Source organism: Novosphingobium sp. ERW19 (assembly GCF_012641315.1).
GTDB lineage: Bacteria > Pseudomonadota > Alphaproteobacteria > Sphingomonadales > Sphingomonadaceae > Novosphingobium.
The window spans coordinates 256,748-280,320 of the sequence record NZ_JABAIC010000005.1; the positions used below are offsets into that span (position 1 = coordinate 256,748).

The 23,573-nt window shown below is 64.2% G+C and carries 22 protein-coding genes; 14 read left to right on the plus strand and 8 right to left on the minus strand.

Annotated features, from left to right (window positions below):
- Positions 1-26: 26 nt before the first annotated feature.
- Entirely contained in the window at positions 27-1,766 is a 1,740-nt protein-coding gene (locus tag HGI46_RS12095; protein ID WP_168904374.1) for a D-aminoacylase, read from the minus strand.
- Positions 1,767-2,002: 236 nt separating this feature from the next.
- Between HGI46_RS12095 and HGI46_RS12100 the strand changes: the two genes are divergently transcribed.
- The 3 genes from HGI46_RS12100 to HGI46_RS12110 are packed head-to-tail and all read left to right on the plus strand — an operon-like array spanning position 2,003 to position 5,243.
- Positions 2,003-2,923 carry a VOC family protein gene (locus HGI46_RS12100; protein WP_168904375.1) on the plus strand — a complete coding sequence of 307 codons (921 nt, stop codon included), beginning with the start codon at positions 2,003-2,005 and terminating at the stop codon, positions 2,921-2,923.
- A 23-nt stretch (positions 2,924-2,946) separates the two neighbouring features.
- Entirely contained in the window at positions 2,947-4,143 is a 1,197-nt protein-coding gene (locus tag HGI46_RS12105) for a flavin-dependent monooxygenase (RefSeq protein WP_168904376.1), read from the plus strand.
- Between the two features lie 14 nt (positions 4,144-4,157).
- Positions 4,158-5,243, plus strand: coding sequence for a Rieske 2Fe-2S domain-containing protein (locus HGI46_RS12110; protein WP_168904377.1), 1,086 nt, complete (start codon positions 4,158-4,160; stop codon positions 5,241-5,243).
- A 2-nt stretch (positions 5,244-5,245) separates the two neighbouring features.
- Here the strand turns inward: HGI46_RS12110 and HGI46_RS12115 are convergent, their stop codons facing one another.
- From HGI46_RS12115 to HGI46_RS12130, 4 genes are all read right to left on the minus strand, one after another.
- Positions 5,246-6,103, minus strand: coding sequence for an AraC family transcriptional regulator (locus HGI46_RS12115; RefSeq protein WP_168904378.1), 858 nt, complete (start codon positions 6,101-6,103; stop codon positions 5,246-5,248).
- A gap of 59 nt (positions 6,104-6,162) precedes the next feature.
- Complete coding sequence (locus tag HGI46_RS12120; protein ID WP_168904379.1) at positions 6,163-7,335, minus strand: sulfotransferase; 1,173 nt, start codon at positions 7,333-7,335, stop codon at positions 6,163-6,165.
- Between the two features lie 111 nt (positions 7,336-7,446).
- Positions 7,447-8,535, minus strand: coding sequence for a zinc-binding dehydrogenase (locus HGI46_RS12125; protein ID WP_168904380.1), 1,089 nt, complete (start codon positions 8,533-8,535; stop codon positions 7,447-7,449).
- Between the two features lie 4 nt (positions 8,536-8,539).
- Positions 8,540-10,135 (minus strand): choline dehydrogenase, encoded by a 1,596-nt coding sequence (locus tag HGI46_RS12130; protein ID WP_168904381.1) that lies wholly within the window; start codon positions 10,133-10,135, stop codon positions 8,540-8,542.
- A gap of 188 nt (positions 10,136-10,323) precedes the next feature.
- On the opposite strand from HGI46_RS12130, the gene HGI46_RS12135 reads away from it, so the two are divergent.
- Positions 10,324-10,542 carry a ferredoxin gene (locus HGI46_RS12135; protein ID WP_118075380.1) on the plus strand — a complete coding sequence of 73 codons (219 nt, stop codon included), beginning with the start codon at positions 10,324-10,326 and terminating at the stop codon, positions 10,540-10,542.
- Complete coding sequence (locus HGI46_RS12140) at positions 10,539-11,783, plus strand: cytochrome P450 (protein ID WP_168904382.1); 1,245 nt, start codon at positions 10,539-10,541, stop codon at positions 11,781-11,783. The genes HGI46_RS12135 and HGI46_RS12140 overlap by 4 nt, the downstream gene beginning before the upstream one ends.
- 17 nt (positions 11,784-11,800) lie before the next feature.
- Here the strand turns inward: HGI46_RS12140 and HGI46_RS12145 are convergent, their stop codons facing one another.
- Entirely contained in the window at positions 11,801-12,436 is a 636-nt protein-coding gene (locus HGI46_RS12145) for a hypothetical protein (RefSeq protein ID WP_240946726.1), read from the minus strand.
- A gap of 291 nt (positions 12,437-12,727) precedes the next feature.
- On the opposite strand from HGI46_RS12145, the gene HGI46_RS12150 reads away from it, so the two are divergent.
- On the plus strand, positions 12,728-13,528 hold the full coding sequence (locus HGI46_RS12150; protein WP_206065693.1) for a TIM barrel protein: 801 nt from the start codon (positions 12,728-12,730) through the stop codon (positions 13,526-13,528).
- A 1-nt stretch (position 13,529) separates the two neighbouring features.
- Here the strand turns inward: HGI46_RS12150 and HGI46_RS12155 are convergent, their stop codons facing one another.
- Together HGI46_RS12155 and HGI46_RS12160 are read right to left on the minus strand one after the other, a co-directional pair.
- The gene (locus HGI46_RS12155; protein ID WP_168904384.1) at positions 13,530-14,492 is read right to left on the minus strand and encodes an aldo/keto reductase; all 963 of its coding nucleotides are present in this window, start codon (positions 14,490-14,492) and stop codon (positions 13,530-13,532) included.
- 91 nt (positions 14,493-14,583) lie between these two features.
- Complete coding sequence (locus HGI46_RS12160) at positions 14,584-16,038, minus strand: FAD-dependent oxidoreductase (protein WP_168904385.1); 1,455 nt, start codon at positions 16,036-16,038, stop codon at positions 14,584-14,586.
- A 236-nt stretch (positions 16,039-16,274) separates the two neighbouring features.
- Here HGI46_RS12160 and HGI46_RS12165 point away from each other — a divergent pair, with 236 nt between their 5' ends.
- The 8 genes from HGI46_RS12165 to HGI46_RS12200 are packed head-to-tail and all read left to right on the plus strand — an operon-like array spanning position 16,275 to position 23,572.
- Positions 16,275-17,036, plus strand: coding sequence for an SDR family oxidoreductase (locus HGI46_RS12165; protein ID WP_168904386.1), 762 nt, complete (start codon positions 16,275-16,277; stop codon positions 17,034-17,036).
- A gap of 6 nt (positions 17,037-17,042) precedes the next feature.
- Positions 17,043-17,966, plus strand: coding sequence for a VOC family protein (locus HGI46_RS12170; RefSeq protein ID WP_168904387.1), 924 nt, complete (start codon positions 17,043-17,045; stop codon positions 17,964-17,966).
- Positions 17,967-17,995: 29 nt separating this feature from the next.
- On the plus strand, positions 17,996-18,859 hold the full coding sequence (locus HGI46_RS12175) for a CoA-transferase (RefSeq protein WP_118075386.1): 864 nt from the start codon (positions 17,996-17,998) through the stop codon (positions 18,857-18,859).
- Positions 18,859-19,653 (plus strand): ketoacid CoA transferase, encoded by a 795-nt coding sequence (locus tag HGI46_RS12180; protein ID WP_168904388.1) that lies wholly within the window; start codon positions 18,859-18,861, stop codon positions 19,651-19,653. The genes HGI46_RS12175 and HGI46_RS12180 overlap by 1 nt, the downstream gene beginning before the upstream one ends.
- Positions 19,654-19,666: 13 nt before the next feature.
- Entirely contained in the window at positions 19,667-20,566 is a 900-nt protein-coding gene (locus HGI46_RS12185) for an enoyl-CoA hydratase (protein ID WP_168904389.1), read from the plus strand.
- The gene (locus tag HGI46_RS12190; protein WP_168904390.1) at positions 20,566-21,660 is read left to right on the plus strand and encodes a nitronate monooxygenase; all 1,095 of its coding nucleotides are present in this window, start codon (positions 20,566-20,568) and stop codon (positions 21,658-21,660) included. Before HGI46_RS12185 ends, HGI46_RS12190 begins: the two co-directional genes overlap by 1 nt.
- Before the next feature lie 11 nt (positions 21,661-21,671).
- A complete protein-coding gene (locus HGI46_RS12195) occupies positions 21,672-22,427 on the plus strand; it encodes an enoyl-CoA hydratase family protein (protein ID WP_168904391.1) in 756 nt (251 codons plus the stop codon).
- Positions 22,427-23,572 carry an acyl-CoA dehydrogenase gene (locus tag HGI46_RS12200; protein ID WP_168904392.1) on the plus strand — a complete coding sequence of 382 codons (1,146 nt, stop codon included), beginning with the start codon at positions 22,427-22,429 and terminating at the stop codon, positions 23,570-23,572. The genes HGI46_RS12195 and HGI46_RS12200 overlap by 1 nt, the downstream gene beginning before the upstream one ends.
- Position 23,573 lies beyond the last annotated feature (1 nt).

Here is a 23,573-nt window from a genome sequence, read left to right on the forward strand (position 1 = left end):
CCGGTCTGGCATCGTGCCAAGCGCGCTCAGAGCATTTCGGCCACACGCGCCTTCTGCATGCCGCGGACCACCTGGCCCGGCCGCAGTGCGGTTGGCTGGTCATCGCGACGGATGACTTGTCCGCTGACGACGGTGGCGCGGTATCCGCTCGCCGTCTGGTCAAGCCTGCGCCCGCCGCCCGGCAGATCGTGGCGCACCACCGGTGCGTGAAGCGTCAGTCGGTCGATGTCGATCACGTTGAGATCGGCCTTGTAGCCGGTACGCAGCAGGCCGCGGTCTTCGAGGCCGACGACGCGAGCCGGGCGCGACGACAGCATCTTCACTGCCTCGGCCAGGCTCATGCGTTCGCCGTCGCGATCGCGCACCCACCAAGTCAGCATGAAGGTCGGGTAGCTGGCATCGCAGATCGCCGAATAGTGCGCACCGCCATCGCCAAGACCGGTCACGGTATCCTCGCGCCGCATCAGGCCGAGCAGGGCATCGAGCCTGCCTTCGTGGAAGTTGCCCAGCGTATTGAGGATCATGCCGGTGCCGTCGCGCTCCATCAGCACGTCATAGGCAACTTCCTCGGGCGTGCGCCCTTGCGTGCGGGCCAGGGCACCGATGCTGTTCTCGGTCGCAGGTTCGTACTGCGGGGGATCGCCGAACGGGAACATCCAGTCCCAGATGCGGGTGAGCATGGCCAGCGGGTGGCCCTCCTGCGGCATCTCACCGATCAGCTGCGCCCGGAATGCCGGATCACGCAGGCGTTCAAGCTGCTGGTCGAGCGCCAGGTTGGCGAGCGGCTGGTACGAAGGGCACAGGCAGAACGGATGGGTCGACAGCGCCCAGCCCGAAACCATGCCGATCGGACGCGGCAGGACCTGCGGCCAGATCTCGAGCCCTTCGGCGCGCGCCTGATCAACCAGATGGAGGGCATCCTCCCAATTTGGGCGGCCGTGGTTGACGAGGCCCAGCGTGAAAGTCGACGGGCGACCCGAGGCGCGGGTGACGGCAATGAGCCGTCCCATTTCGCTCTCCCACGTTTCGAACGGGGCATCGAGCACGGCCTGGAACACGCCGGTGCCGGCATCGGCCAGGGCCTCGGTGATCGCGATGAGTTCGTGCGTATCGGCGCCGAAGGTCGGGATCAGGTCGCCCGCCTTGGTGCGGTGGATATTGAGCCGTGACGTGGCAAAGCCGATGGCCCCGGCGTCCATCGCCTCGCGTGCGATGACGCGCATCCGGGCAAGGTCGTCTTCCGTTGCAGCTTCGCGCGCGATGGCCCGTTCGCCCATGACCCACACGCGCAAGGGGCTGTGTGGCAGGAGGCAGGCGACGTCGATATCGCGCGGCCGGCGGGCGAGCGCGTCGAGGTATTCGGGGAAGGTCTCCCAGTCCCACGGCAGGCCCTCGGCCATGACCACGTCGGGAATGTCCTCGACGCCCTCCATCAGGCGGATCAGCGCTTCGTGATCGGATTGGCGACACGGCGCAAAGCCGACGCCGCAATTGCCCAGGACCGCCGTGGTCACGCCATGCGCTGAACTCGGCGACAGCGTATCGGACCAGATCGCCTGCCCGTCATAATGGGTATGGATGTCGACGAAACCGGGGGTGACGATGTAGCCGGTGGCATCGATGGTTTCCCTGGCGCTGCCGGAGAACGCACCACCAACGTGGATGATCTCGTCGCCGCGCACGGCAACGTCGCCGACGAAGGTCTTGCTGCCTGACCCATCGACGATCAACCCGCCACGAATCAGCAGATCAGCCTGCGTGATCATCCTTCGTCTCCCATGTTTTGAGGCAAGGGTATCGACCGATCGGGTATCTTGCAAGTCATATGCGTCATTTCCAATGGCAATAAGCATTGCCATATCGCCAAAGAAAGCCATTTATTGCCGTTCATGCGTATCGGAATGTGATAACTATTACGCATATTTGATAATCATCAATTTCCGTCCTCTCGCTTCCTGCCACTCTGCTCCAATCAGCAGCAGCGGGACGAGGAGAGCAGGAAATGGATATCGCGGGCCTTGCCTACAGCGTCGTCAAAGCGACAAGCTTGCCCGCGTGGTCGCGTTTCGGCGAGGAATTCGCTGGCTTTTCCGCGCATGATTTGCCCGGCGGCCTCGCTCTGCGCATGGACGAACGGGCCGGGCGGATCTTTGTCGAGAAAGGGCAGGCTGACTGCTACTTTGCCAGCGGTTGGGAATTGCGCACGCGCCGCCAGTTCGATGCCGCGCTTACGGAACTCGCCGCCAAGGGCATCGCGGTAACCGCATCCACGCCTGCAGAACGCGCTCTGCGGCACGTCGCCGAGATGGCGTGGTTCCGCGATCCTGCAGGCAATCGCCATGAAATTTGCTGCGGGGCAATCTCCGATTTCTCCCGCTTCGTTTCCCCGCAGGCGGTGCGCGGCTTCGTGACCGGCGATCTCGGCTTCGGCCACGTAGTGCTGCCTGCGCCCCAGATCGATGCAACCCGCGATTTCCTGATCGACGTGCTTGGCTTCGGGGTGTCCGATTTCATGGTCCACCGTCCCCTCGGCCCCGATGGGCCTGCCATGCGCATAGACTTCATGCACTGCGCCAATGCCCGCCACCACAGTCTGGCCCTGTTCGAAGCCGAAGTACCAGCGGGCTGCGTGCACATGATGGTCGAAGTTCCCGATCTCGACGAAGTAGGCCGCGCCTACGATCGCATGCTCAGCTCCGGCGCGCGGTTGATGGCGACACTGGGCAAACACACCAACGACCGCATGACCAGCTTCTATGTCGCCACGCCGGGCGGCTTCGCGCTCGAATACGGGTTTGGCGGCCTGCAGCTCGATTGGGACACGCACAGCGAGTTCGAATTCACTGAGGTGAGTCTGTGGGGCCACGATTTCAGCGTGGGCTTCGGTGTCGATGAAAAGGCCCAGCTGGCTGCAGCTGCCTGAAATGCAGAACGAGGAGACGGACAATGACCCTTGCTCAACCAGCGTTGACCATGCCGACCGAAGCCGAGCTTGTCGCCCGCGCCGAGGCGATGATCCCGGCCTTGCGCACCCGCGCCGAAGAGGCTGACCGCCTTTGCCGCCTGCCCACCGAGACGATACGCGATTTTCAGGATGCCGGCTTCTTCAAGATCCTCCAGCCGCGCCGCTATGGCGGCTACGAGATGGACCCGCAGACCTTCTATGCGGTGCAGATGAAAGTGGCCGCAGGCTGCATGTCCTCGGCCTGGGTGCTCGGCGTCGTCGCGGTGCACAACTGGCAACTCGCCCTGTTCGATGCCCGCGCGCAAGAGGACGTCTGGGGTTCCGACCCGGCCACGCTGATCTCCTCCTCCTACATGCCCAAGGGCAAGGCGACTCCGGTCGAAGGCGGCTACCGTGTGACCGGACACTGGGGCTTTTCCAGCGGTGTCGACCACTGCGAATGGGCTTTCCTCGGTGGCCAGCTGATCGATCCCGAAACCGGCAAGCCCGATTTCGTCACCTTCCTGATCCCGCGCAAGGATTTCACCGTGCTGCCGGTGTGGGACACCATCGGCCTCGGCGCGACTGGCAGCCATGACGTGACGGTGAAGGACGTCTACGTGCCTGCCTACCGCGTCCACCGCTCCAAGGACGGCTTCGCGGTGACCAGCCCCGGCCTCAAGGTCAACGATGCGCCGCTGTTCAAGCTGCCATTCGGCCAAGTCTTCGTCCGCGCCGTTTCCTCGTCCTCGATCGGCGCGCTGCAGGGCGCGCTGGATATCTATCGCGACGCAGGGGCCAAGCGCGTTTCGCACAACGATGCTTCCAGCGCGGCACAGGACCCGGCAACGCAGGAGCTGATCGCCGAGACCGCCGCCGCAATCGACGAGATGAAAGCGACGCTGAACCGCAACTTCGACCACCTCAACGCCTGCGCCCGCACCGGGCAGGCAGCCGAAGTCGAGACGCGGCTGACCTTCCGTTACCAGTCGGCGCAGGTCTCGGGCCGCTGCGCTGACCTCATCAGCCGCATCTTCCATGCCTCGGGCGCGGAAGGGATCTTCCGCGGAAGACCTATCGCCCGGATCTTCTGCGATATCCATGCCGGCCGCACCCATGTCGCCAACAACCCGGCCAAGGTCGGCCGCAATTTCGGCAACGTCCTGCTCGGCGCCCCCAACGCCGACAGCTTCATCTGAGAAGGACCGATCCCATGGCAACCACGGCAGACTACGGGCTTGGCCCCAATGCCTTTCCGCGCGGCTGGTTCATGATCGCCGTTGCAGCGGACGTTTCGTCCACCCCTCAAGCGGTGCATTTCTTCGGCAAGGAAATGGTGCTCTATCGCGGCAAAGGCAGCGGCCGGCCGATCCTGCTCGACGCCTTCTGCCCGCACATGCGGGTGCACATCGCGAAGAACACCACGTCGTACATCGTGCGCGACGGGATGCAGGTGGAGGGCGATTCGATCCGCTGCCCGGCGCACGGCTGGCGCTACAACTCCAAGGGGCAGTGCGACGACATCCCCTATTCCACGCACGGCATCCCCAAGTCCGCATGCCTCAAATCGTACACCGTGGAGGAGCGCGCCGGCTGCATCTTCATGTGGCACGACATGGAAGGCGGCGCGCCGGACTTCGATCTGCCTGCGCTGTCAGAGTGGGATCGCACGGGCGAGGGCTGGGTGCGCTGGACACCCGATCACTTGGGCACCCTGCCTATCCACCCGCAGGAAATCCTCGACAACATGTCAGACATTGCGCACTTCGCGCCGGTCCACGGCAGCACCGGCACGGTCTATTTCGAGAATGTCTATGACGGTCCGATCATGCGCCAACGCTTCGGTTCGGGCCACCGCACGCTGGTCGACAGCGAAGCGCTGCTCGAGACCGACACCTGGTACACCGGCCCCGGCATCCTGCTGTGCCGCATGGAGGGCAAGCACCCCTCGCTGATGATGATCTGCAACACGCCGGTCAAGGATGGCGAGGTGCTTGTGTGGTTCGCGGTCATGGCCAAGACCGCCGACAACCACCAGCCAACCTGCGAGGAAGCCGCCATCGCCCGTGCCTACCACGAATCCGGGCTCGCCGCCTTCGCCCAGGACTTCGAACTATGGCAGCACAAGGAACCGGCGATCAGCGTGTTGCAGATCCCCGATGATGGCCCGTTCCACAAGGGCCGCATCTGGTACCGTCAGTTCTTCCACCCACGTGCTCGGGCCGCCGAATTTCAAGCGCGGGTCAACGGTTCGCACGTGACGCTTCGTGGCAAGGGCGAGGTGATGCAAGTGGCTTGATTTCAGGAAAAAGTATGCCGTTGGCCTGAAGCTTGTCGCCAAGCCCGCGGTGTCATCCCGGTGGAACGCTGGAATGCCCGGCGGAAGCTGTTGGGGTGGGCAAAGCCACAGGCCTCGGCCACCGCCTTGACCGGCTGGCCGCTACCACCAAGCAAATCCTTCGCCTGTTCCATTCGAGTAGTCTCGATATAGTCTGCGACGGTCCGTCCGGTAAGGGCGTGAAACTGCCGCTGCAGATGGCGCGGGCTGATGCCGCAGAGCCTGGCAAGCTCTGCCAGAGACGGCACCGGTCCCCGCGCAGACAGACGCTGGCGGATGCGGCGGAATTGCCACGGAGCAAGGCGGCCCGAGACCGAGGGTGCGCTGTCCCGCAGGATGACGCGCTCGGTTTCGATCGCGATCAGATCAACGAGGGACGACACTGCCCGCAGCGAGGGTTCCGTCTGTTCGAGTTCGCGCTTTAACAGCCCGAACAGGCTGCGCATGGTCTCGCTCGACAAAGCGAGCATGCCTTGCAGAAAGGCAAGGTCTGGATCAGATCGAAGTGATTTGAAACGCTGAGTTTCCTCCGCTGTGAACACGCAGCGCACCACACGTATGAGCCCCGCCTCGGCCCGCCCGGTCACGAGCACGCCGGGCCAGCGCACGAATAGCGTGCCCATGAAGCAGTGGCGCTCGTCGTCCAGTTCGGGCAGGCACGCCGATGCGTCGGCTGAAGTCGGCGGGATCGACATCTCGACCATCAGCGCCTCTTCGCGCCGTGTGAAATCGAGCATGCCCGGCCAGCGCCACTCCACGATCTCCGCCTGGCCCAGCGGAGTCTCAACCTGCGCGAGGACCTTCGGCGTATCGTCAGTCATGCTGATCAGGCTTTCACGTGTTGGATGTTTCCCCGGCGAAACATTTCGGGAACACCACGTCAGCTGATGTAGCGCGCTCTGTACGATGCGAAGGCCTCGCGCACGTCGGCCTCGTTCAGGCCGAAGCGTTCGAGCGAGTAATCGTGCATCGGGCGCTGTTCGCGCTTGTTACCGGCCATGAACTCGGTCAGCGCCGCCTCGATCTTGTCGTCGAGCGGCACGCCGATGTGGGCCAGGACGCGCTGCGCCTGCTTTAGCGGCTCCCTGGCCACCTCGCGGTAGTCGATGTCGATGAAGCGGTCCTCGCCAATGCGGGCGCGGGCCTCCTCGAAACGGTGCATCCATTCGGCAAGGCGGGGAAACCAGAATGCGCCCACCGCCTCGTCGGAATGGACCGAGTTCAGCTTGTAGAGCGCGGCCTCCATGCTGACGTAGCTGGGCACGACTTCCAGCGGATCGCGGTGGGTCATCACCAGCACCGCCTTGGGAAAGGCATTGGCGATCACCTCGGTATAGGGCAGGTTCTGCGGGCTTTTCAGAATCCATTTCTTGCCGCGCCGCGTCGGGTCCTGCCACTGCAGGTACTTGAGGATCGTCTTGAGATCCTCGTAGCCCTTGGCCTGGTCATAGCCGTTGAGCCACTTGGCGAACGAAGGGATGAAGGTCATCGCCTCGACCATGGTGGTGATGAACAGCTGGCCGAGGATGATGATCTCCTCGTCCGGCGCATCGGGATCGAGCGGGTGGATCGAGGCGAGTTCGGGCGAGAGGCTGAGCCAGCCCTCGATCATCGCCTCGGCATAGGCACGGCGAGCCTTGGGATTGCCGGGTTCGTCGCCAGGGAGCGGAGCGTAGTTCTGCGCCTCGTACCAGCGGATCGCGGTCATGCCCGGCGCGCTGGCCAGCAGGCGGTGGAAGATCGTGCTGCCGGTGCGCGGCAGGCCGAGGATGATCGCGGCGACTTCGACCTCCTCGTCAAGGATTTCGGGGTGGCGCTTGATGTCCTCGACCATCCGCAACCGGCTGGCGAGGCCCTTGAGGATCGATTCGGTCTGCCCGGCAAACCCTGCCTCGGTCAGCTTGCCCTCGGCATTGGCGGCGGCGATGTAGTGGTCCATCGGTTCGAAGAACCAGGTGTCGCCGAAGTCCGACAGTCCAGTACGTTCGCGCGCGGCAGCAAGCAGGGTTTCGCGGTCGAACACCGGGGCGGAGCGGGTGGCGGCAGTTGCCATGTCGATCTGACCTCTCACAGGGACTAATTTGTGTCATGCGTAATAAATTGCGCCATTAGCTTCGCAATTCTTGATCTTTTGTCATCATGGCCCTGATAATGCAAACGCAAATCAGAATGCGACCACCGCTCGCAACGACTCCCCGCGCCGCATCAGATCAAAGCCCTCGTTGACCTCGCGCATCGGCAGGCGGTGGGTGACGAGATCGGCCAGGTTGAGGCGACCGGCGGCAAAATGATCGAGCAGTCCGGGCAGCTGGCTGCGCCCCTTGATGTTGCCCATGAACGAACCTTGCACCCGCCGCCCGAGCTGCAGCTGGAAGGGGATCAACTCCATCGCCTGGCCATCGGGCGGCACGCCGAGGACGACGGTGCAGCCCCAGCCGATGCGAGTCGATTCGAACGCCTGACCCATCAGCTTGACGTTGCCGGCGCATTCGAAGGCGTAGTCGACGCCGCCTCCGGTCAGCGCCTGGATGGCGGCGACGGGATCGCTCTCGCGCGCGTCGATAAAGTCGGTCAGGCCGAAGCGCTGGCCCTGTTCGTGGCGCAAGGGGTTGATGTCGACGCCGATGATCCGCGAGGCTCCGGCAAGGCGCGCGCCCTGCACGACGTTGAGACCGATGCCGCCGAGGCCGAAGACGGCGACGGTCGCGCCGCTTTCGACGTGCGCGGTGTTGATCACCGCGCCGACGCCTGTGGCTACGCAGCAGCCGGCGGTGCAAGCGAGGTGGAAGGGCACATCCTGGCGGATTACCGCAACGTTGCGCTCAGCCGTGACGATGAACTGTGCGAGGCTGCCCACGCCCGAGTAGGCCGAGACCGGCATCCCATTTAGCGAGAATGGGCTGGGCTGGAGGGCGATGTCGCCGAGGAAGGCTTCGCACAGGTTGGTCTTGCCCGACCGGCAGTTGCCGCATGTGCCGCATTCGCCGATGCCGACCGGGATGACATGGTCGCCAACCTTGACCGAGGTGACCTCGGCGCCGACTTCACGGACGATCCCTGCGCCTTCATGTCCGACGACGACCGGGAAGGGGTAGGGCGCGGCCTTGCCTTCGATCTGGCTGAGGTCGGTGTGGCACAGCCCGCTGGCCATGATCTCGATCAGCACGTCACCGGGGCCGGGCGGCGAGAGATCGAGCAGCTCTTCGACCAGCGGGGCACCGGGAGCGTGGCAGACCATTGCTCTGGTTTTCATGGGATCAGACCTTCTGAAGGATCAGGTCGGCAGCCATTTCGGCAATCATCGCCACCGGAATTGCTGTGTTGCCGCCGGGCAGGTGCGGCATGATCGAGGCATCGACCACGCGCAGCGACTGTATGCCGTGGACGCGCAAGGCATCGTCCACCACCGCCATCGGATCGGAGCCCATGCGCGCGGTGCTGGCCGAATGGTAATCGGCCTCGGCATGGGCGCGGATATAGGTGTCGATTTCCTCGTCTGACTGGATTTGCGCGCCGGGGGCGAGTTCCTCACCCCGCATCTCGTCGAACGCGCTCTGGGCGAACACGCGGCGGGCGATGCGCACGCCTTCGCGCATGACGCGGCGGTCGTTCTCAGTGGCGTTATAGTTCTGATCGATCACCGGCGGGGCATCGGGATCGGCACTGGCGAGCATGACGCTCCCTCGCGATTCGGGGCGCGCCACATTGATATGGGCGTAGAACCCGTGCATCGGCACCATCTTGCGCCCATTCTGGCCGAACAGGGCGGAAACGAGCAACATCTTGATGTCGGGCTCGGCAAGCGCTGGATCGGAACGGACCATGCAGGCGACCGACATGCCGGGATCGGCCAGCGGGCCGGTGCGCAAGGCGAGGTACTGCGCCATCGCCAGCGCGCCGCGCAACGGATTGACGAAGCGCAGCATCGACCACGGTTTGGTTGAGCGATATTTCACATGCGCGGCGAGGTGGTCCTGCAGGCCCTGGCCGACGCCGGGAAGATCGCGGACCAGCGCGATGCCGTGTTCGGCAAGGTGCGCGGCGGGGCCGATACCGGACAGCATCAGCAATTGCGGCGTGTTGATCGCGCCCGCCGAGAGGATGACTTCGCGCGTGGCGGTGGCAAGCATGTCTTTGCCGTCGCGGCGGAATACCACGCCGGTGGCGCGGGTGCCGTCGAAGACCACACGGCGGGTTTGGGCATTGGTGAGGACAGTCAGGTTTGACCGCCTTCTCACCGGCCGCAGGTAGGCCGACGAAGCACTGGAGCGGCGGCCCTTGCCGACGGTGAGGTCGACCGCGCCGAAACCGTCACGTGTTTCGCCGTTGAGATCATTGGTGAGCTGGTAGCCGGCTTGCGCTCCCGCCTTGAGGAAAGCCTGGGCGAAAGGATGGTCCTGCCTTGCGCGGGTGACCTGGATCGGGCCGTCGATCCCGTGCCATTCGTCCTGCACCGGGCCGAAGCTTTCAAGCTTGCGGAAATAGGGCAGCACATCGGCAAATGACCAGCCGCGATTGCCGGCCTGCGCCCAGCGATCATAGTCCGAGTGGAAGCCGCGATCGTAAGCCATGCCGTTGATGGAGGAGCCGCCGCCCAGCACCTTACCCCGCGGCAGGTAGAGCACGCGGCCATCGAGATGGGCTTGCGGTGCCGACATGTAGCGCCAGGCGTGGGCGCCTGACATCATGATCGGAAGCAATCCTCCAGGCGCAGCAATCAGAGGACTGCTGTCCTTGCCCCCCGCTTCCATGAGGGCGACACGGCACTGTGGATCTGCGGAAAGACGGTTGGCAAGGATGCATCCCGCGACGCCGCCACCAACGATCACGAAGTCGAAATCAAGCCTGTCCATATTCTCACGATCACCAGTGAAATTGTCGTGTTGCATCGTGCCGCTGGTGCAGCATGGCCGCAACATGGACCGTCTGGGGTGATGACGTTGATGGCGTGAAGGGTGCGTTCTGTCGCCCTCGGTTTGCTCGCAGGGCTTGGGTCTGCGTGCTCTTGCAGTCTAGCCAGAAGGGGAGAGGAGACCGCTCGATGCGAGTCATAGCCAACCATTCACTCTGCCAGGGCCACGCTCGCTGCGAGGATCTGTGCCCCGAGGTTTTCGCAACCGATGCCGTGGAGGGCAAGGTGGTAATCTTGGTGGAGACAGTGCCTGCCGCGTTGGAGGACAAGGCGCGCCTTGCCGTGCGCAATTGCCCCGAAGGCGCGCTGCGTGTTGCGAAGTCCGCTGCTGCGGAAGGTGCAGCATGACCCTGCTGTTCCAGCCTTCGCCGCCCGATCACGTGCCGACCGCGCGCATGGTCGACTTCGACATGTTCCACATTCCCGAGGGCGTTTCCGACCCTGCGGAGATCTGGCACGATCTGGTTCGGCGCGGCGTGCCGGACATTTTCTACACCCCGCACAACGGCGGGCATTGGGTGTTCCTGCGCTACGAGGATATCGTTGAGGCCTATCGCGACCACTCGATCTTTTCGACCTACCAGACCCCCGTTCCGCCGATCGAGCCGTTCCCGGTAGTTCAGCCGCAGGGTGTCGACCCGCCGGCGCACAACGTGTTCCGCCGCCTGCTCGCCCCGATGTTCACGCCGACGGCAGTGCGGGGGATGATCGACGAGCTGGAGCGGCGCGCAGCGGTGCTGATCGACGGCTTTGCCGAGCGGGGCGCTTGCGACTTCATCTCGGACTTTGCCGAGCGTTATCCGACCGGAACTTTCCTCTACCTGTTTGGTCTGCCCGAAGAGCGGCTGGACGAATTTCTGGCACTCGCCAACACGTTCTTCCGCAGCACCGATCCGGCCGCGCGGGCGCTGAACATTGGTGAGATCTATGCCGTGCTTGACCAACTGTTCCGCGAGAAGGAGCGAAATCCGGGCAACGACATCGCCACGCAGATCGTGATGGCGCGGGACGAGAACGGCGCGCAGCACAGCTGGGAGGATATCCTCAACTGCGGGTTCCTTCTGTTCGTGGCCGGACTGGATACAGTGACCAACACCATGGCCTATATCTGGCGCTATCTGGCCACGACGCCGGCAGCGCAGAAACACTTCCGCGACCGGCTGGACGATCCCGATGGTTTCCTGCGCGGAATCGAGGAGCTGATGCGGATCAACGCGGTTTCGAACCTGTTTCGCCGCGTGACGCACGATTGCGAATATCGTGGGTTGCAGTTTCGCCGCAATGACCGCGTGGTCCTGCCCAACACCGTGGCCAACCGCGATCCGCGCGTGTTCAAGGCGCCGCAAGTGATCGACCTCGACCGCGAAGTGAACGTGCACCTGACGTTCGGCGTTGGGCCGCACCGCTGCATCGGATCGGTGCTGGCCAAGCGCGAGGTGATGGTTTCGCTGCAGCAGTGGCTGCGGCGGATTCCGGAATTTTCGCTGGCGAACGAACAGCCTGCGGGTTCTGTCTTTGGCGGGTCGGTGATGGGCTTTACCGCACTGCGGCTGCAATGGGAGGTGGCGGCGGAACCTGCCGCCGCCTGACCTCTCGGCTGGCAGGATCAGAGTTCTACCACCGACAGGATGTGGCTCTGCTTGTCGGGGAAAACGTAGTCGAATTCGAGGTACATGTTTTCGCCGAGCTGGCCTGCGCACATCAGATCGGTCTCGACGAAGACCTGTACCCCGGCCGCGCCATAGGCGTAGCGCGTGGCCTTGCCGAAGACCGGTGACGCATCCAGACGAGCGTCGACGGCATCGTCGCCACGGCGGGCGCGGTTCATGCCGATGTTCAGGCGGCCCTTGAAGGAAGGATCGTTCGCGTTCAGATCCTGCAGGGTCAGAACCATGTTCTCCAGTTCTTCAAGTGATTCCACGAGAAAGCCGAAGTGGAAGCTCGCCTCGAAATCCTGTGCCATCATCGCGCGGTAAGCTTTTACCGCATCGTGTTCGTTATCGGTGCCGACGCGAAGGGCGGCGTGGATGGCGGCGATCAGCTGCTGCTGGGGCTCAGGAAGACAAGAAAGATAGACGATGCCATCGCCGCGCGCGAAGTGATTCCCCGAGACGACGAAGCGGTAGAAGTTGCCGCCGGGAAGCGGGAGAACCTGCGTTTCCTTCAGCCCTGCGATCTGTAGCAGGCGCGCGGCGAGCGGGCCGTCTTCCGGGGTGCCGTAATGCAGGGCGAGGTGGCCCATCGACAGGGCGCCATCGGAGATAACGGCTGTGGCAGATTCGGGTGCAGTGGTTGCCATTTCGGCCTATCCTCTCGTCGAAGCTGCGCCGTCTTGCCTGACGAGGCAGTGTGTTTGGCCAGATCCTATCAAGGGTCCAGCCAGACCGCAACCTTTGTGAGTATCCACTAACACTGAAATGCGCATGGTTTTACGCGCAAGGCTCCGCATGATGCCAGTCACGTGAGTGTATGAATTACGTTTGCGCATGACAGAGTAGTGGCAAGCTTGTGCGATCGAAGCTAAGCGTTAGGCATGATGCATCTTGCGCTCGACCATATCACGGTCATCGATACGACGCCGGTCCAACTTGCGCAGGCTGCGCGCGCCGCGGGCTGCGATGGCATGTGCCTGTTCATGGAACCGATGGACGTTCTGCCATTGATGCCCAAGTTTGACCTCTATGCCGGTCGCGCCGCTCGTGCAGAACTACGCAGCGTGATGGACGATCTCGGCGTCGCGCTTGATCTGGCCTATCCGTTCACGCTGGCCGGCAGGACTGAGATCGCCGGCTTCATCCCGGCGATGGAATGCGCGGCTGAACTGGGGGCCGGGCTGATCAATGCCCTTCTATATGACCGCGAGCCCGCGCGACGCCTGGCAAAATTCGGAGAGTTCTGCGATCTGGCTGGCAGTTTCGGTCTGAACGTCGCGGTGGAGTTCTACCCACCGAGCCAGGTCGGCTCGCTGGCGGCGGCGCTGGAACTGGTCACGCAGATCGGGAGGCCGGGCAGGGTCGGCGTCAATGCTGACCTGCTGCATCTGATGCGGTCAGGTGGATCGCTGGCCGAACTGCGAAATGCTCCGCGGGAATATGTGCTTTACGGGCAGGTTGCAGATGGACCGGCAACAGCGCTCGACGATGCCGAGTTAGAGGCTTCGTCGGAGCGCATGCTCTGCGGCGAAGGGGACTTTGACGTGGCGGGGTTTTTGCGGGCGCTGCCGGAAGAGTGCCCGGTGAGCGTCGAGATCCCGCGCAATCATGCCGTTGGCACCGAGACTACTGCAATGCGCGCGCGACGCGCCGTGGACAGCGCGCGCGCGGCGATGGCGTAAGTCAGGCTTCGCGCAGAGCGGTCAGCTCCTCTGCCGACAGGGTCAGGGCATCGGCCTTGGCGCTGTCTGCAATCTGCTCTGGCGACGAGCCGCCGAAGATGGCGACCGTCTGGTTGGGCTGGCTCAGCAAGTAGGACAACGCGATCTCGTTGATCGAGACGCCGTGCCTGGCCGCGAGCGACTGCACTACGGCGAGGCGGCGCTCGTTTGCGGGGTTGGCATAGCGCGCGGCGAGCTGCTCGCTGACCGAGCCGGAAGCGAGCTTGGTGAAGTACCCGCCCGATTGCGCGGCATAGGCAATGATCGGCAGGCCGGCGGCGTGAAGGCCTTCGTATTCGCCTTCGTAGTAATGCTGGTAGCCTTGCTGCGCGGCTGCGACGGCATCGGGCACGGCGAGGCCCCAGAACGTCTCCGAGGCAACGAAACCTTCCTTGCCGATGGAGGCGGCATAGGCGTTGGCAGCGGTGATGCGGTCAGCGGCCCAGTTGGAGGCTGCGAAGTGGCGGATGCGGCCTGCCTCGCGATGGGCGATCAGCGCATCGATGATCGGTTCGACGGGGCTTTCCGGGTTGTCCATGTGCAGGAAATAGAGGTCGATCGTGTCGACGCCGAGGTGGTCGAGGCTCTGCATCAGATCGGCCGCAATGTCTTCCGGCGTCACGCGGTTGCGGTAGTCGCCCACGCGCATGTCGAAGAAGCCGCCCTTGGTGGCGATGACGAAATCCTGGCGCTTCTGTGTCTTGAGCCATGCGCCGACCGCACGCTCGCTCGCGCCGATGGGCGCGTCCGGCATCCAGTCGCCGTAGGAGCGTGCGGTGTCGATGAAGTTGCCGCCAAGGCCTGCGAATGCATCGAGGATCGCATTCGATTTACCTTGGTCGAGCATCCACCCGAGCATGTTCGTGCCATAGCACAGGCGGCTGACGGTGAGGTCGGTGTTGTTGAGGGTGACCTTTTTGAGCATTGTACGCTTCCTTGGAAATGTAAGTGCTGACTTATAGCAATCTGCGCGGAAGGGAAGCGCTTGGGCGAAGTTTCCCGAAGCGCTTGCCTACCTAGCCTCTTGCGGCGCGGCGCCCGGCTTGGCGCCCGAAGAACGTGCAGTCGGCAAGGCTTAGGCCTGAGGAATAGCCATGGCCCCAAGCCGGCAAGCCCGAAGTGCAGCGGCCTGCCGCGTAAAGGCCCGGAATCTGGGTGCCGGAGCGGCCCAGCACTTCGCCGTCGGCCGAAGTCTTGAGGCCGCCCAGTGTGAAGAAGCTGAAATAGCTCGTCTGGAAATTGCATTCGAGCGCAACGAAAGGCGACTGGTCGAGCGCTTTGAGGATCGGGGGCTGCTTGTCGAACAGGGGATCGGCCCCGGCCCGGGCATGTTCGTTGTAGAAGTGCATGGTTGCCGACAGCGTGCCTGCGGGCATTTCGAGTTCGGCTTCGACTTCCTCCCAGGTTTCGCCGGTGCCGGCAATGGTGATGCCGGCAAGGTCGAGCGGTTGGGTGAAGTGCGCAGAGTCAAGCAGCAGGTAGACCTTGCCGCCCGGCTGGTCGACCGCGCAGCGGCTGACGCGGCCGTGGTAGCAGTCTTCATTGATGAAGCGCTGCCCGGCGACGTTGACGAAGACGCCGTGGGCCTGTTCGGCCGGGATCGTCCACGGGCAGGTGGTGAAGAACTGATCCATGTGAATCGCATCGCCCCCGACCGAGACGCCGAGTTCGATGCCGATGCCATCGTCCTTGTCGCCGATCGGGCTGTTCACGCGGAAGCTCTCGGGGCAGTATTTGCGGCGCATTGCCTCGTTGAAGACGAAGCCGCCGGTGGCAAGGACGACGCCCTTGTGGGCGCGGACGAAGCGATCCTTGTTGTCGATGCGCACGACCGCGCCCGCCACGCGGGTGTCGTCGACGATTAGCGCGACGGCGCGGGCATCGACGTGGATCTCGGTGCCGAGATCGCGGGCGCGTGTCTCGAGGATGTCGACCAGCGGACGCCCGCCGCCCCATCCCATGTGCTGGATGACGTGGCCCCGCGGCGCGGGCTTGGCGCTCTTGTAGAAGGGCGCGGCGGCTTCGCTGCCCGACCAGATCAGGGTGGAATCGTCGGTCGGTTCGATCACCTTGCCGGGCAGGTAGTTGCCACGATAGGGCACGCCCTGATCCTTGAGCCACTGGTAATGGGCCAGCGCCTCGCGGCCATAGATCTCGCACTTGGCCTCATCGACGCAGGGGCCGCCTGCAAGCTTGAGGTAGGCGGTGAAGTCTTCGACCGTATCGTCGAACCCTGCGGCCTTCTGTGCATCGGTACCGCCGCCGACGTAAATCTCGCCACCGGAGAGCGCCGAGGCACCGCCGCTGCCGGAACTGCGTTCGAACAGCAGGACCTCTGCACCCGCAACGCGGGCCTCGATCGCGGCGCAAGCCCCGGTTGCGCCGAAGCCGATCACGGCGACGTCAGTCTCGAAATCCCACTTTTCGACCTGCGTAATCGGCAAAGGTCGATACTGCGAATATCCTGTCATTCCGGCCTTCCGCTCCCATGCCCGTGCGCGGATCTGGAGTGTCCGCTGCCTGTGGCTGTCATTTGAACGCCCGCTTGACGTTATTCGCATCAATCTGGGCCGCATTCGTAATTTACGATTGCATTGGATACGCAAATCGTCAATTGAAAAGGCAATCGCCTTTGGATATTGGCGATTTCGAATCTGCTGCGGTGCAACTTTCGGCACCTGCGGCATGGGATGGGAGAGCAGCCGCGGTGCAGGGCACTGATCACATTGACTTGGGCGGCCAGGTGGCGATCGTCACCGGGGGCACACGCGGGCTGGGGCGGCAGATTGCGCAAGCCCTGCTGCGCGCCGGGGCTGCGGTGACAGTGTGCGGCCGAACCGAGCCTGACGATCTGCCCGAAGGCCTGACGTTCCGGGCGGCTGACATCCGCGATCCCGAACAGGCGCAGGCACTGGTCGATGGCGTGGTGGAACGCCATGGGCGGCTGGACATCCTCGTCAATAACGCCGGTGGTTCACCGCAAGCCCCCGCCACGGCGAGCCCGCGCTTCTTCGACTCCATCGTGAAGCTGAACCTGCATTCGGCGATGTACATGTCGCAATATGCCTATGCCCACATGGCGAAGGCCGGGGCTGGCAGCATCGTCAACATCGCCAGCGTATCGGGCATACGGCCCTCCCCCATGACGGCGGCCTATGGCGCGGCCAAGGCCGGGTTGCTGAGCCTGACGCAGAGCCTTGCGCAGGAATGGGGCCCTGACGGGGTGCGCGTGAACGCGATCATCGTCGGCCTTATGCAGACCGAGACTTCAGAGGAAACTTATGGCGACGAGGCGGCGCAGGCCGCTGTCGCCAAGTCACTGCCGCTGCAGCGCATGGGCACCGGCAAAGACATCGCCGGTGCCGTGCTGTGGCTGAGCTCCAGCCTCGCCTCGTGGGTGAGCGGCGCACGCATCAATGTCGATGGCGGGGGTGAGCGGCCCTACTTCCTCGACCTCGTGAAAGGATAAACGGCCATGGGCATTAAGGCTTTAGGCTATGTCAGGATCGAAACCGCCAGGGCGGAGGCCTGGGACCACTTCATGACTCAGGTGGTCGGCACGATGCGGGCGGATTCTCCGCGCGATGGCGTGGCGGCCTACCGGATCGACGACCGCCCGTTCCGCTTCTGGGTTGAACGTGGCGAGAGCGACCGGCTTGTTGCAGCAGCCTACGAGGTCGGCGATGCGGCGGAGTTGGCCGCGCTGCGCGAGACGATTGCCGGGCTGGGGCGCGAGATTGTCGATGGCGATGCGGATGCAGCAAAGGCGCGCGGCGTGGCGGCGTTCTTTGCGACGAGCGATCCTTCGGGCAACGGCCTCGAGTTCTTCCACGGCGATGTCCGCGACGACGTGGCGTTCGTTTCGCCAGCTGGCGTCAGCGGCTTCGTTACCGGGGACATGGGCATGGGCCATGCCGTGTTCGCCACGCCCAACTTCGACGAGGCCCATGCCTTCTACAAGGCCATCGGCTTCCACGATACCGACATCCCGCGCTTCCACTTTTCGGACGATCCAAACGATCCGGGCATGGGTTTTGCCTTCATGCATGCCGACAACGGTCGCCACCACTCGGTCGCCATTGCCGAAATGCCGGTGCCGCCTTCGGCCTGCATCCACCTGATGCTGGAGATGAAGACGCAGAGCGACGTGGGTAAGTGCCATGACCGGATGCGCCTCAACAAGGTGCCCGAAAGCGCCTCGATCGGACGGCACGTCAATGACCAGACCTTCGGCTTCTACATGCAGACGCCCTCTGGCTTCGACATCGAGATCGGAGCCGATCCGCTGGTGATCGACCCGACGAATTGGACACCTACCGCGCACCTGATCCCCAGCGAATGGGGCCATGTCTGGGCATGGCAGAAGGCGCTTGAAGAACAGGCAGGAGAACAGGCGTGAGCCCCGCTGGCAGAATACTGGACAAGAGAATGACTGCGGCGGAGATCGTCGCGCAGCTTTCCGATGGCATGACCATCGGCATCGGCGGCTGGGGCCCGCGGCGCAAGCCGATGGCGCTGGTGCGCGAGATCATGCGCTCCGACCTCAAGGACCTCACCGTGGTCGCCTATGGCGGCGCCGATGTCGGCATGCTCTGCGCGGCGGGGAAGGTCAGGAAGCTGGTCTTCGCCTTCGTGAGCCTCGATGCCATTCCGCTCGAGCCGTGGTTCCGCAAAGCCCGCGAGAGCGGCGCGCTGCAGGTGCTGGAGCTGGACGAAGGCATGTTCCAGTGGGGCCTCAAGGCCGCCGCATTCGGCCTGCCGTTCCTGCCGACGCGGGTCGGCCTGGGCACCGATCTGGCCGAACTGGGCGGGCTCAAGACCGTGCAGTCGCCCTATGATGATGGCGAGACGCTGATCGCGATGCCCGCGCTCAAGCTTGATGCAGCGCTGATCCATGTGAACCGTAGCGACTGGCGCGGCAACGTGCAGGTGTTCGGCGCCGACGTCTATTACGACGAGTGGTTCGCCAAGGCGGCGGCAAAGACCTACGTCTCTTGCGAGGAACTGGTCGACCGCATGGAGGACCATTACCCCGAAGGCGCGCAGGACAACCTGTTCGAGCGCTGCTTCGTTTCGGGCGTGGTCGAAATGCCCTGCGGCGCGCATCCAAGCTCGATGCCCCCGCACTATGGCTGGGACATGAAGGCGTTCAAAGCCTACGCCGATGCCGCCCGCGATCCGGGCGACTGGTCGGCGGTGGCAGGCCGCTTCGTCGGCGCTTCGGAAGCCGAATATCTTGAATCCATTGGCGGAAAGGAGGCGGTAGCGGCTCTCTCGCTGCCGATTTTCTGATGAGCGACATCACTCTTGTAGACCTGTGCATCGTCGCCTGTTCGGAAGCGTTCCGGGGCAATGGCGAAATCGTGGCGACCGGCGTCGGCCCTGTGCCGCGCGTGGCAGCGGGCCTCGCCAAGCTGACCCATACGCCCGAATTGATGATGACCGATGGCGAGGCCTATCTGGTCGAACAGCCGGTGCCGCTGGGCCCGCGCAAGTACGACGACCGCAAGCCGGCGGGCTACCTGCCGTTCTCGCGCTTCTTCGACAGCGCGGTGTGGTCGGGCCGGCGTCATGCCATGGTCACGCCGACGCAGCTTGACCGTTTCGGCCAGATCAACCTGTCCTACATGGGCGGGACCTACGACAAGCCCAAGACCCAGATGCTGGGTGTGCGCGGCTTTCCTGGCAACACGATCTACCACCCCAATTCGTTCTTCTTCCCGGCGCATGGGCCGCGAGTGTTCGTGCCTCAGGTCGATATGATCTCGGGCGTGGGGTACAACCCGGCCAAGCGCGTGGCGGGTGGCAACTTTTCGGGCGTGAACCTGCGCCGGATCGTCACCAACCTGTGCGTGATGGACTTCGGCGGCCCGGACAACGCGATCCGCGTGATCTCGCTCCATCCGGGCGTGACCTTCGAGGAAGTGCAGGCGGCAACCGGGTTCGAGCTGTGCCAGGCCGATAACGTCGAAACGACGCGTCTGCCGACGGCCGAGGAACTGGCGGTGATTGCCAGCCTCGATCCGCACAACGTCCGCGCCTCGGTGCTCAAGGACAACCCGCCCGCCATTCGCGCCGCTGCCTGAGGGAGATGACACCATGACCGACCTCGTCGAGCCGAAGCAAGTCGACATCGTCTACGAGACGGAAGAGCCCGTCCGTTACGAAGTGATCGATAGCGTGGCCTGGATCACGATGAACCGGCCGCAGTTCAACAATGCCCAGAACGGGCAGATGACCTATGCGCTCGACGATGCCTTCAACCGCGCGGTGCAGGACGACAACGTCCGCGCCATCGTGCTGGCGGGCGAGGGCAAGCACTTCTCGGCAGGCCACGACATCGGCACGCCGGGGCGCGACCTGCACCACGAGTTCGACAAGCGGCTGATGTTCCCGCCGCACACCAACAAGCCGGGTGCCGAACTGCTCTATACCCGCGAGCAGGAGCAGTATCTGGGCATGTGCCGCCGCTGGCGCGACATCTCCAAGCCGACCATTGCCATGGTGCAGGGCGCCTGCGTGGCGGGCGGGCTGATGCTGGCATGGGTGTGCGACCTGATCGTCGCTTCGGAAGATGCGTTCTTCCAGGACCCGGTCAATCCGCTGATGGGCATTCCCGGCGTCGAATACTTCGCCCATGCCTATGAACTGCCGCCGCGCGTGGCCAAGGAATTCCTGTTGCTGGGCGAGCGCATGCCGGCGGCGCGCGCCTACAGCTTCGGCATGGTCAACAAGGTGGTGCCGCGCGAACAGCTTCGCGAATCGACTGCGGCGTGGGCGAACAAGCTCGCCAAGCAGGGCCGTCTTGGCAACTGGCTGACCAAGCAATCGGTCAACCACGTCGAGGAACTGCGCGGCAAGCGTGCGGCGATGGACGCGGTCTATCACATGCACCACTTCGCCCACGCGCAGAACGATATCGTCACCGGCAATTCGATTGCGGGCGTGAGCGGGACTTCCGCCGCTGCCGCGAATAAAAAGGACGCGGGCGAAGGCTGATGGCAAGCGCGCTTCACACCGTCCTGACCGAGCGCCTTGGTTGCAAGGCTCCGATCATACAGACCGCGATGGGCTGGGTGGCAGAGCCGAGCCTTGTCATCGGCAGCTGCAATGCAGGGGCCTTCGGCTTCCTTGGCGCGGCGGTGATGACGCCCGATGAATGCCGGAGCAAGATCCTTGCCGTGCGGAAGGGCACCGACAAGCCGTTCGGGGTGAACTTCCATTCGTTTCAGCCTGGGGCGGAGCAGATCGTCGAGCTGATCCTTGCCAATGCCGAGCAGGTGCGCGCGGTCAGCTTCGGGCGCGGGCCCAATGCCAGGATGATCGGTCGGTTCAAGGACGCCGGCATCCTGTGCATCCCGACCGTGGGCGCGGTGAAGCACGCGAAGAAGATGGAAGAACTGGGCGTCGACATGATCAGCGTCCAGGGCGGCGAGGGCGGTGGCCACACCGGTTCGGTGCCGACGACGATCCTGCTGCCGCAAGTGCTCGATACGGTGAAGGTGCCGGTCATCGCCAGCGGCGGCTTTGCCGATGGGCGCGGGCTCGTGGCAGCACTGGCCTATGGCGCGGTAGGCATTGCCATGGGCACGCGCTTCCTGCTGACGCAGGAGAGCCCGGTGCCCAACAGCGCCAAGGCGGCCTACCTCAAGGCCGGGACCGACCAGATCATCGTGACGACCAAGCTCGACGGCATTCCGCAGCGCATGGTGCGCACGCGGATGATGGACCGCATCGAGAAGTCCGGCTCATTGGCCATGTGGTTGCGCGCGTTCGAGGCCGGCGCGGCAATGAAGCGCCAGACCGGGGCTTCGTGGCTGCACTTCATCAAGGCCGCCAAGGGCATGACCGGTCATGGTGACGTGCCGCTGAAGCAGGCGATGATGGCTGCGACGATGCCGATGCTGATCCAGAAGGCCGTGGTCGATGGCGACATCGAGAACGGCGTGATGGCGACCGGCGTCGTCGGCGGGCGCATATCCGAGATACCGACCTGCCAGGAACTTGTGACACGCATCATGGCCGAAGCCGAGCAGCGCCTGGTTGCGCTTGGCGTGCCCGGTGCAAACGCCGCTGCGGCCAGCGCGGCCTGAGGGGAAGAACAATGCCGATCACGCTTACCGTCAAGGACCGCATCGCCGAGATCGTGTTCGACGTGCCGCCGGTCAACGCGTTCGACAGCGAGACCTGGATGTCGCTGCCCGCGATCGTCAAGCAGGCGGCGGCGGACCCGGAAGCCAATGTCGTGCTGATCCGCGCGGCCGAGGATTCGCGCGGGTTCTGCGGCGGCGTCGACATCAAGGAGATGCAGGCCCACCCGGAACGCATCACAGTGCTCAATCGCGGCAATTTCCTGACCTTCAAGGCGATCCACGAGGCGGAAATCCCGGTGGTGGTTGCCGCGCACAGGTTCGTGATCGGCGGTGGCATCGGCATTTGCGGGGCGAGCGACGTGATCATCGCGGCGGACGATGCCTTCTTCTCGCTGCCCGAGGTCGATCGCGGCGCGATGGGCGGGGCGAGCCACATGTCGCGCATGCTGCCGCTGCACAAGGTGCGCGCGGCGTTCTTCACCGGTGGCAACATCCCGGCGCAGGAAGCCTACCGCCTCGGAGCGGTGGAGAAGGTGGTTCCGCGCGCCGATCTGGTGGCCGAGGCGCACGCTTTCTGCGGCGTGATCGCTTCGAAGAGCCGCAAGGCGCTGGTCATCGCCAAGGAAGCGCTCAACGGCCTCGAGGCGCGCGACGTGGATCGCGGGTATCGCTGGGAGCAGGGCTTCACGCTGGAAATGTACATGCACGAGGACAGCCAGCGCGCGCGCGATGCCTTTGTTGAAACCGGCAAGGCGGCGAAGTTCTGATGGACTTGACGTACACTCCCGAACAGCAGGCTTTCCGCGCCGAAGTCCGCGCGTGGCTGGAAGCGCACGTGCCCACGGCGCCGCTCGAGCATTATGACGCGACGCGCGAGGGCTTCGAGGCCCACCGCCAGTGGGAAGCGACGCTCAAGAGCGGCGACTGGGGCATGGTGACTTGGCCCAAGGAATACGGCGGGCGCGGGCTCGACCTGATCCAGTGGCTGATCTTCGAGGAAGAGTATTACCGCGCCGGGGCTCCGGGCCGCGTCAACCAGAACGGCATCTTCCTGCTCGGCCCAACCCTGATGGAGTTCGGCACGCACGAGCAGAAGCAGCGCTTCCTGCCGCCGATGGCGAGCGGCGAGGAAATCTGGGCGCAGGCATGGTCCGAACCACAAGCGGGGTCCGACCTCGCCGGTGTGCGCGCCACAGCCGTCCGTGAGGACGATGAATACGTGCTCAACGGCCACAAGATCTGGTCAAGCCGCGCAGCCTTTGCCGACTGGGCCTTCGGCCTGTTCCGCGAGCCGGGCAGCGAGCGCCACAAGGGGATGAGCCTGATCTTTTTCCGGCTCGATCAGGAAGGCGTGACCCGCAATCCGATCCGCAAGATCAACGGGCATGTCGGCTTTGCCGAGATCTTCCTCGACAACGTGCGCGTGCCTGCGTTCAACCGGCTGGGCGAGGAGGGGCAGGGCTGGCACATCTGCATGGCGACCGCCGGGTTCGAGCGCGGGTTGATGCTGCGCAGCCCGGCGCGGTTTCAGGAAGCCGCCGCGGCTCTTGTTGCGCTGTGGCAGAGTCGCAAGGAGAGTTGCGATCCCGCGCTCGAGGCGGATGTGGTGCGGGCGCACATGAATGCCGAGGCCTATGCGCTCAACATCTACCAGACCGCATCGCGGCTGATGGCGGGCGCGAAGATCGGGCCAGAGGCTTCGACCAACAAGATCTTCTGGTCGGAGATGGACATCCACCTGCACGAGACTGCGCTGGCGATCCTCGGGGCCGAGGCGGAACTGCTGCCGCCCACAGGCGAGCACGAGTGGCTGGACGATTACATCTTCTCGCTGGCCGGGCCGATCTATGCCGGGTCCAACGAGATCCAGCGCAACATCATTGCCGAGCGCATGCTCGGCCTGCCGCGCTGAG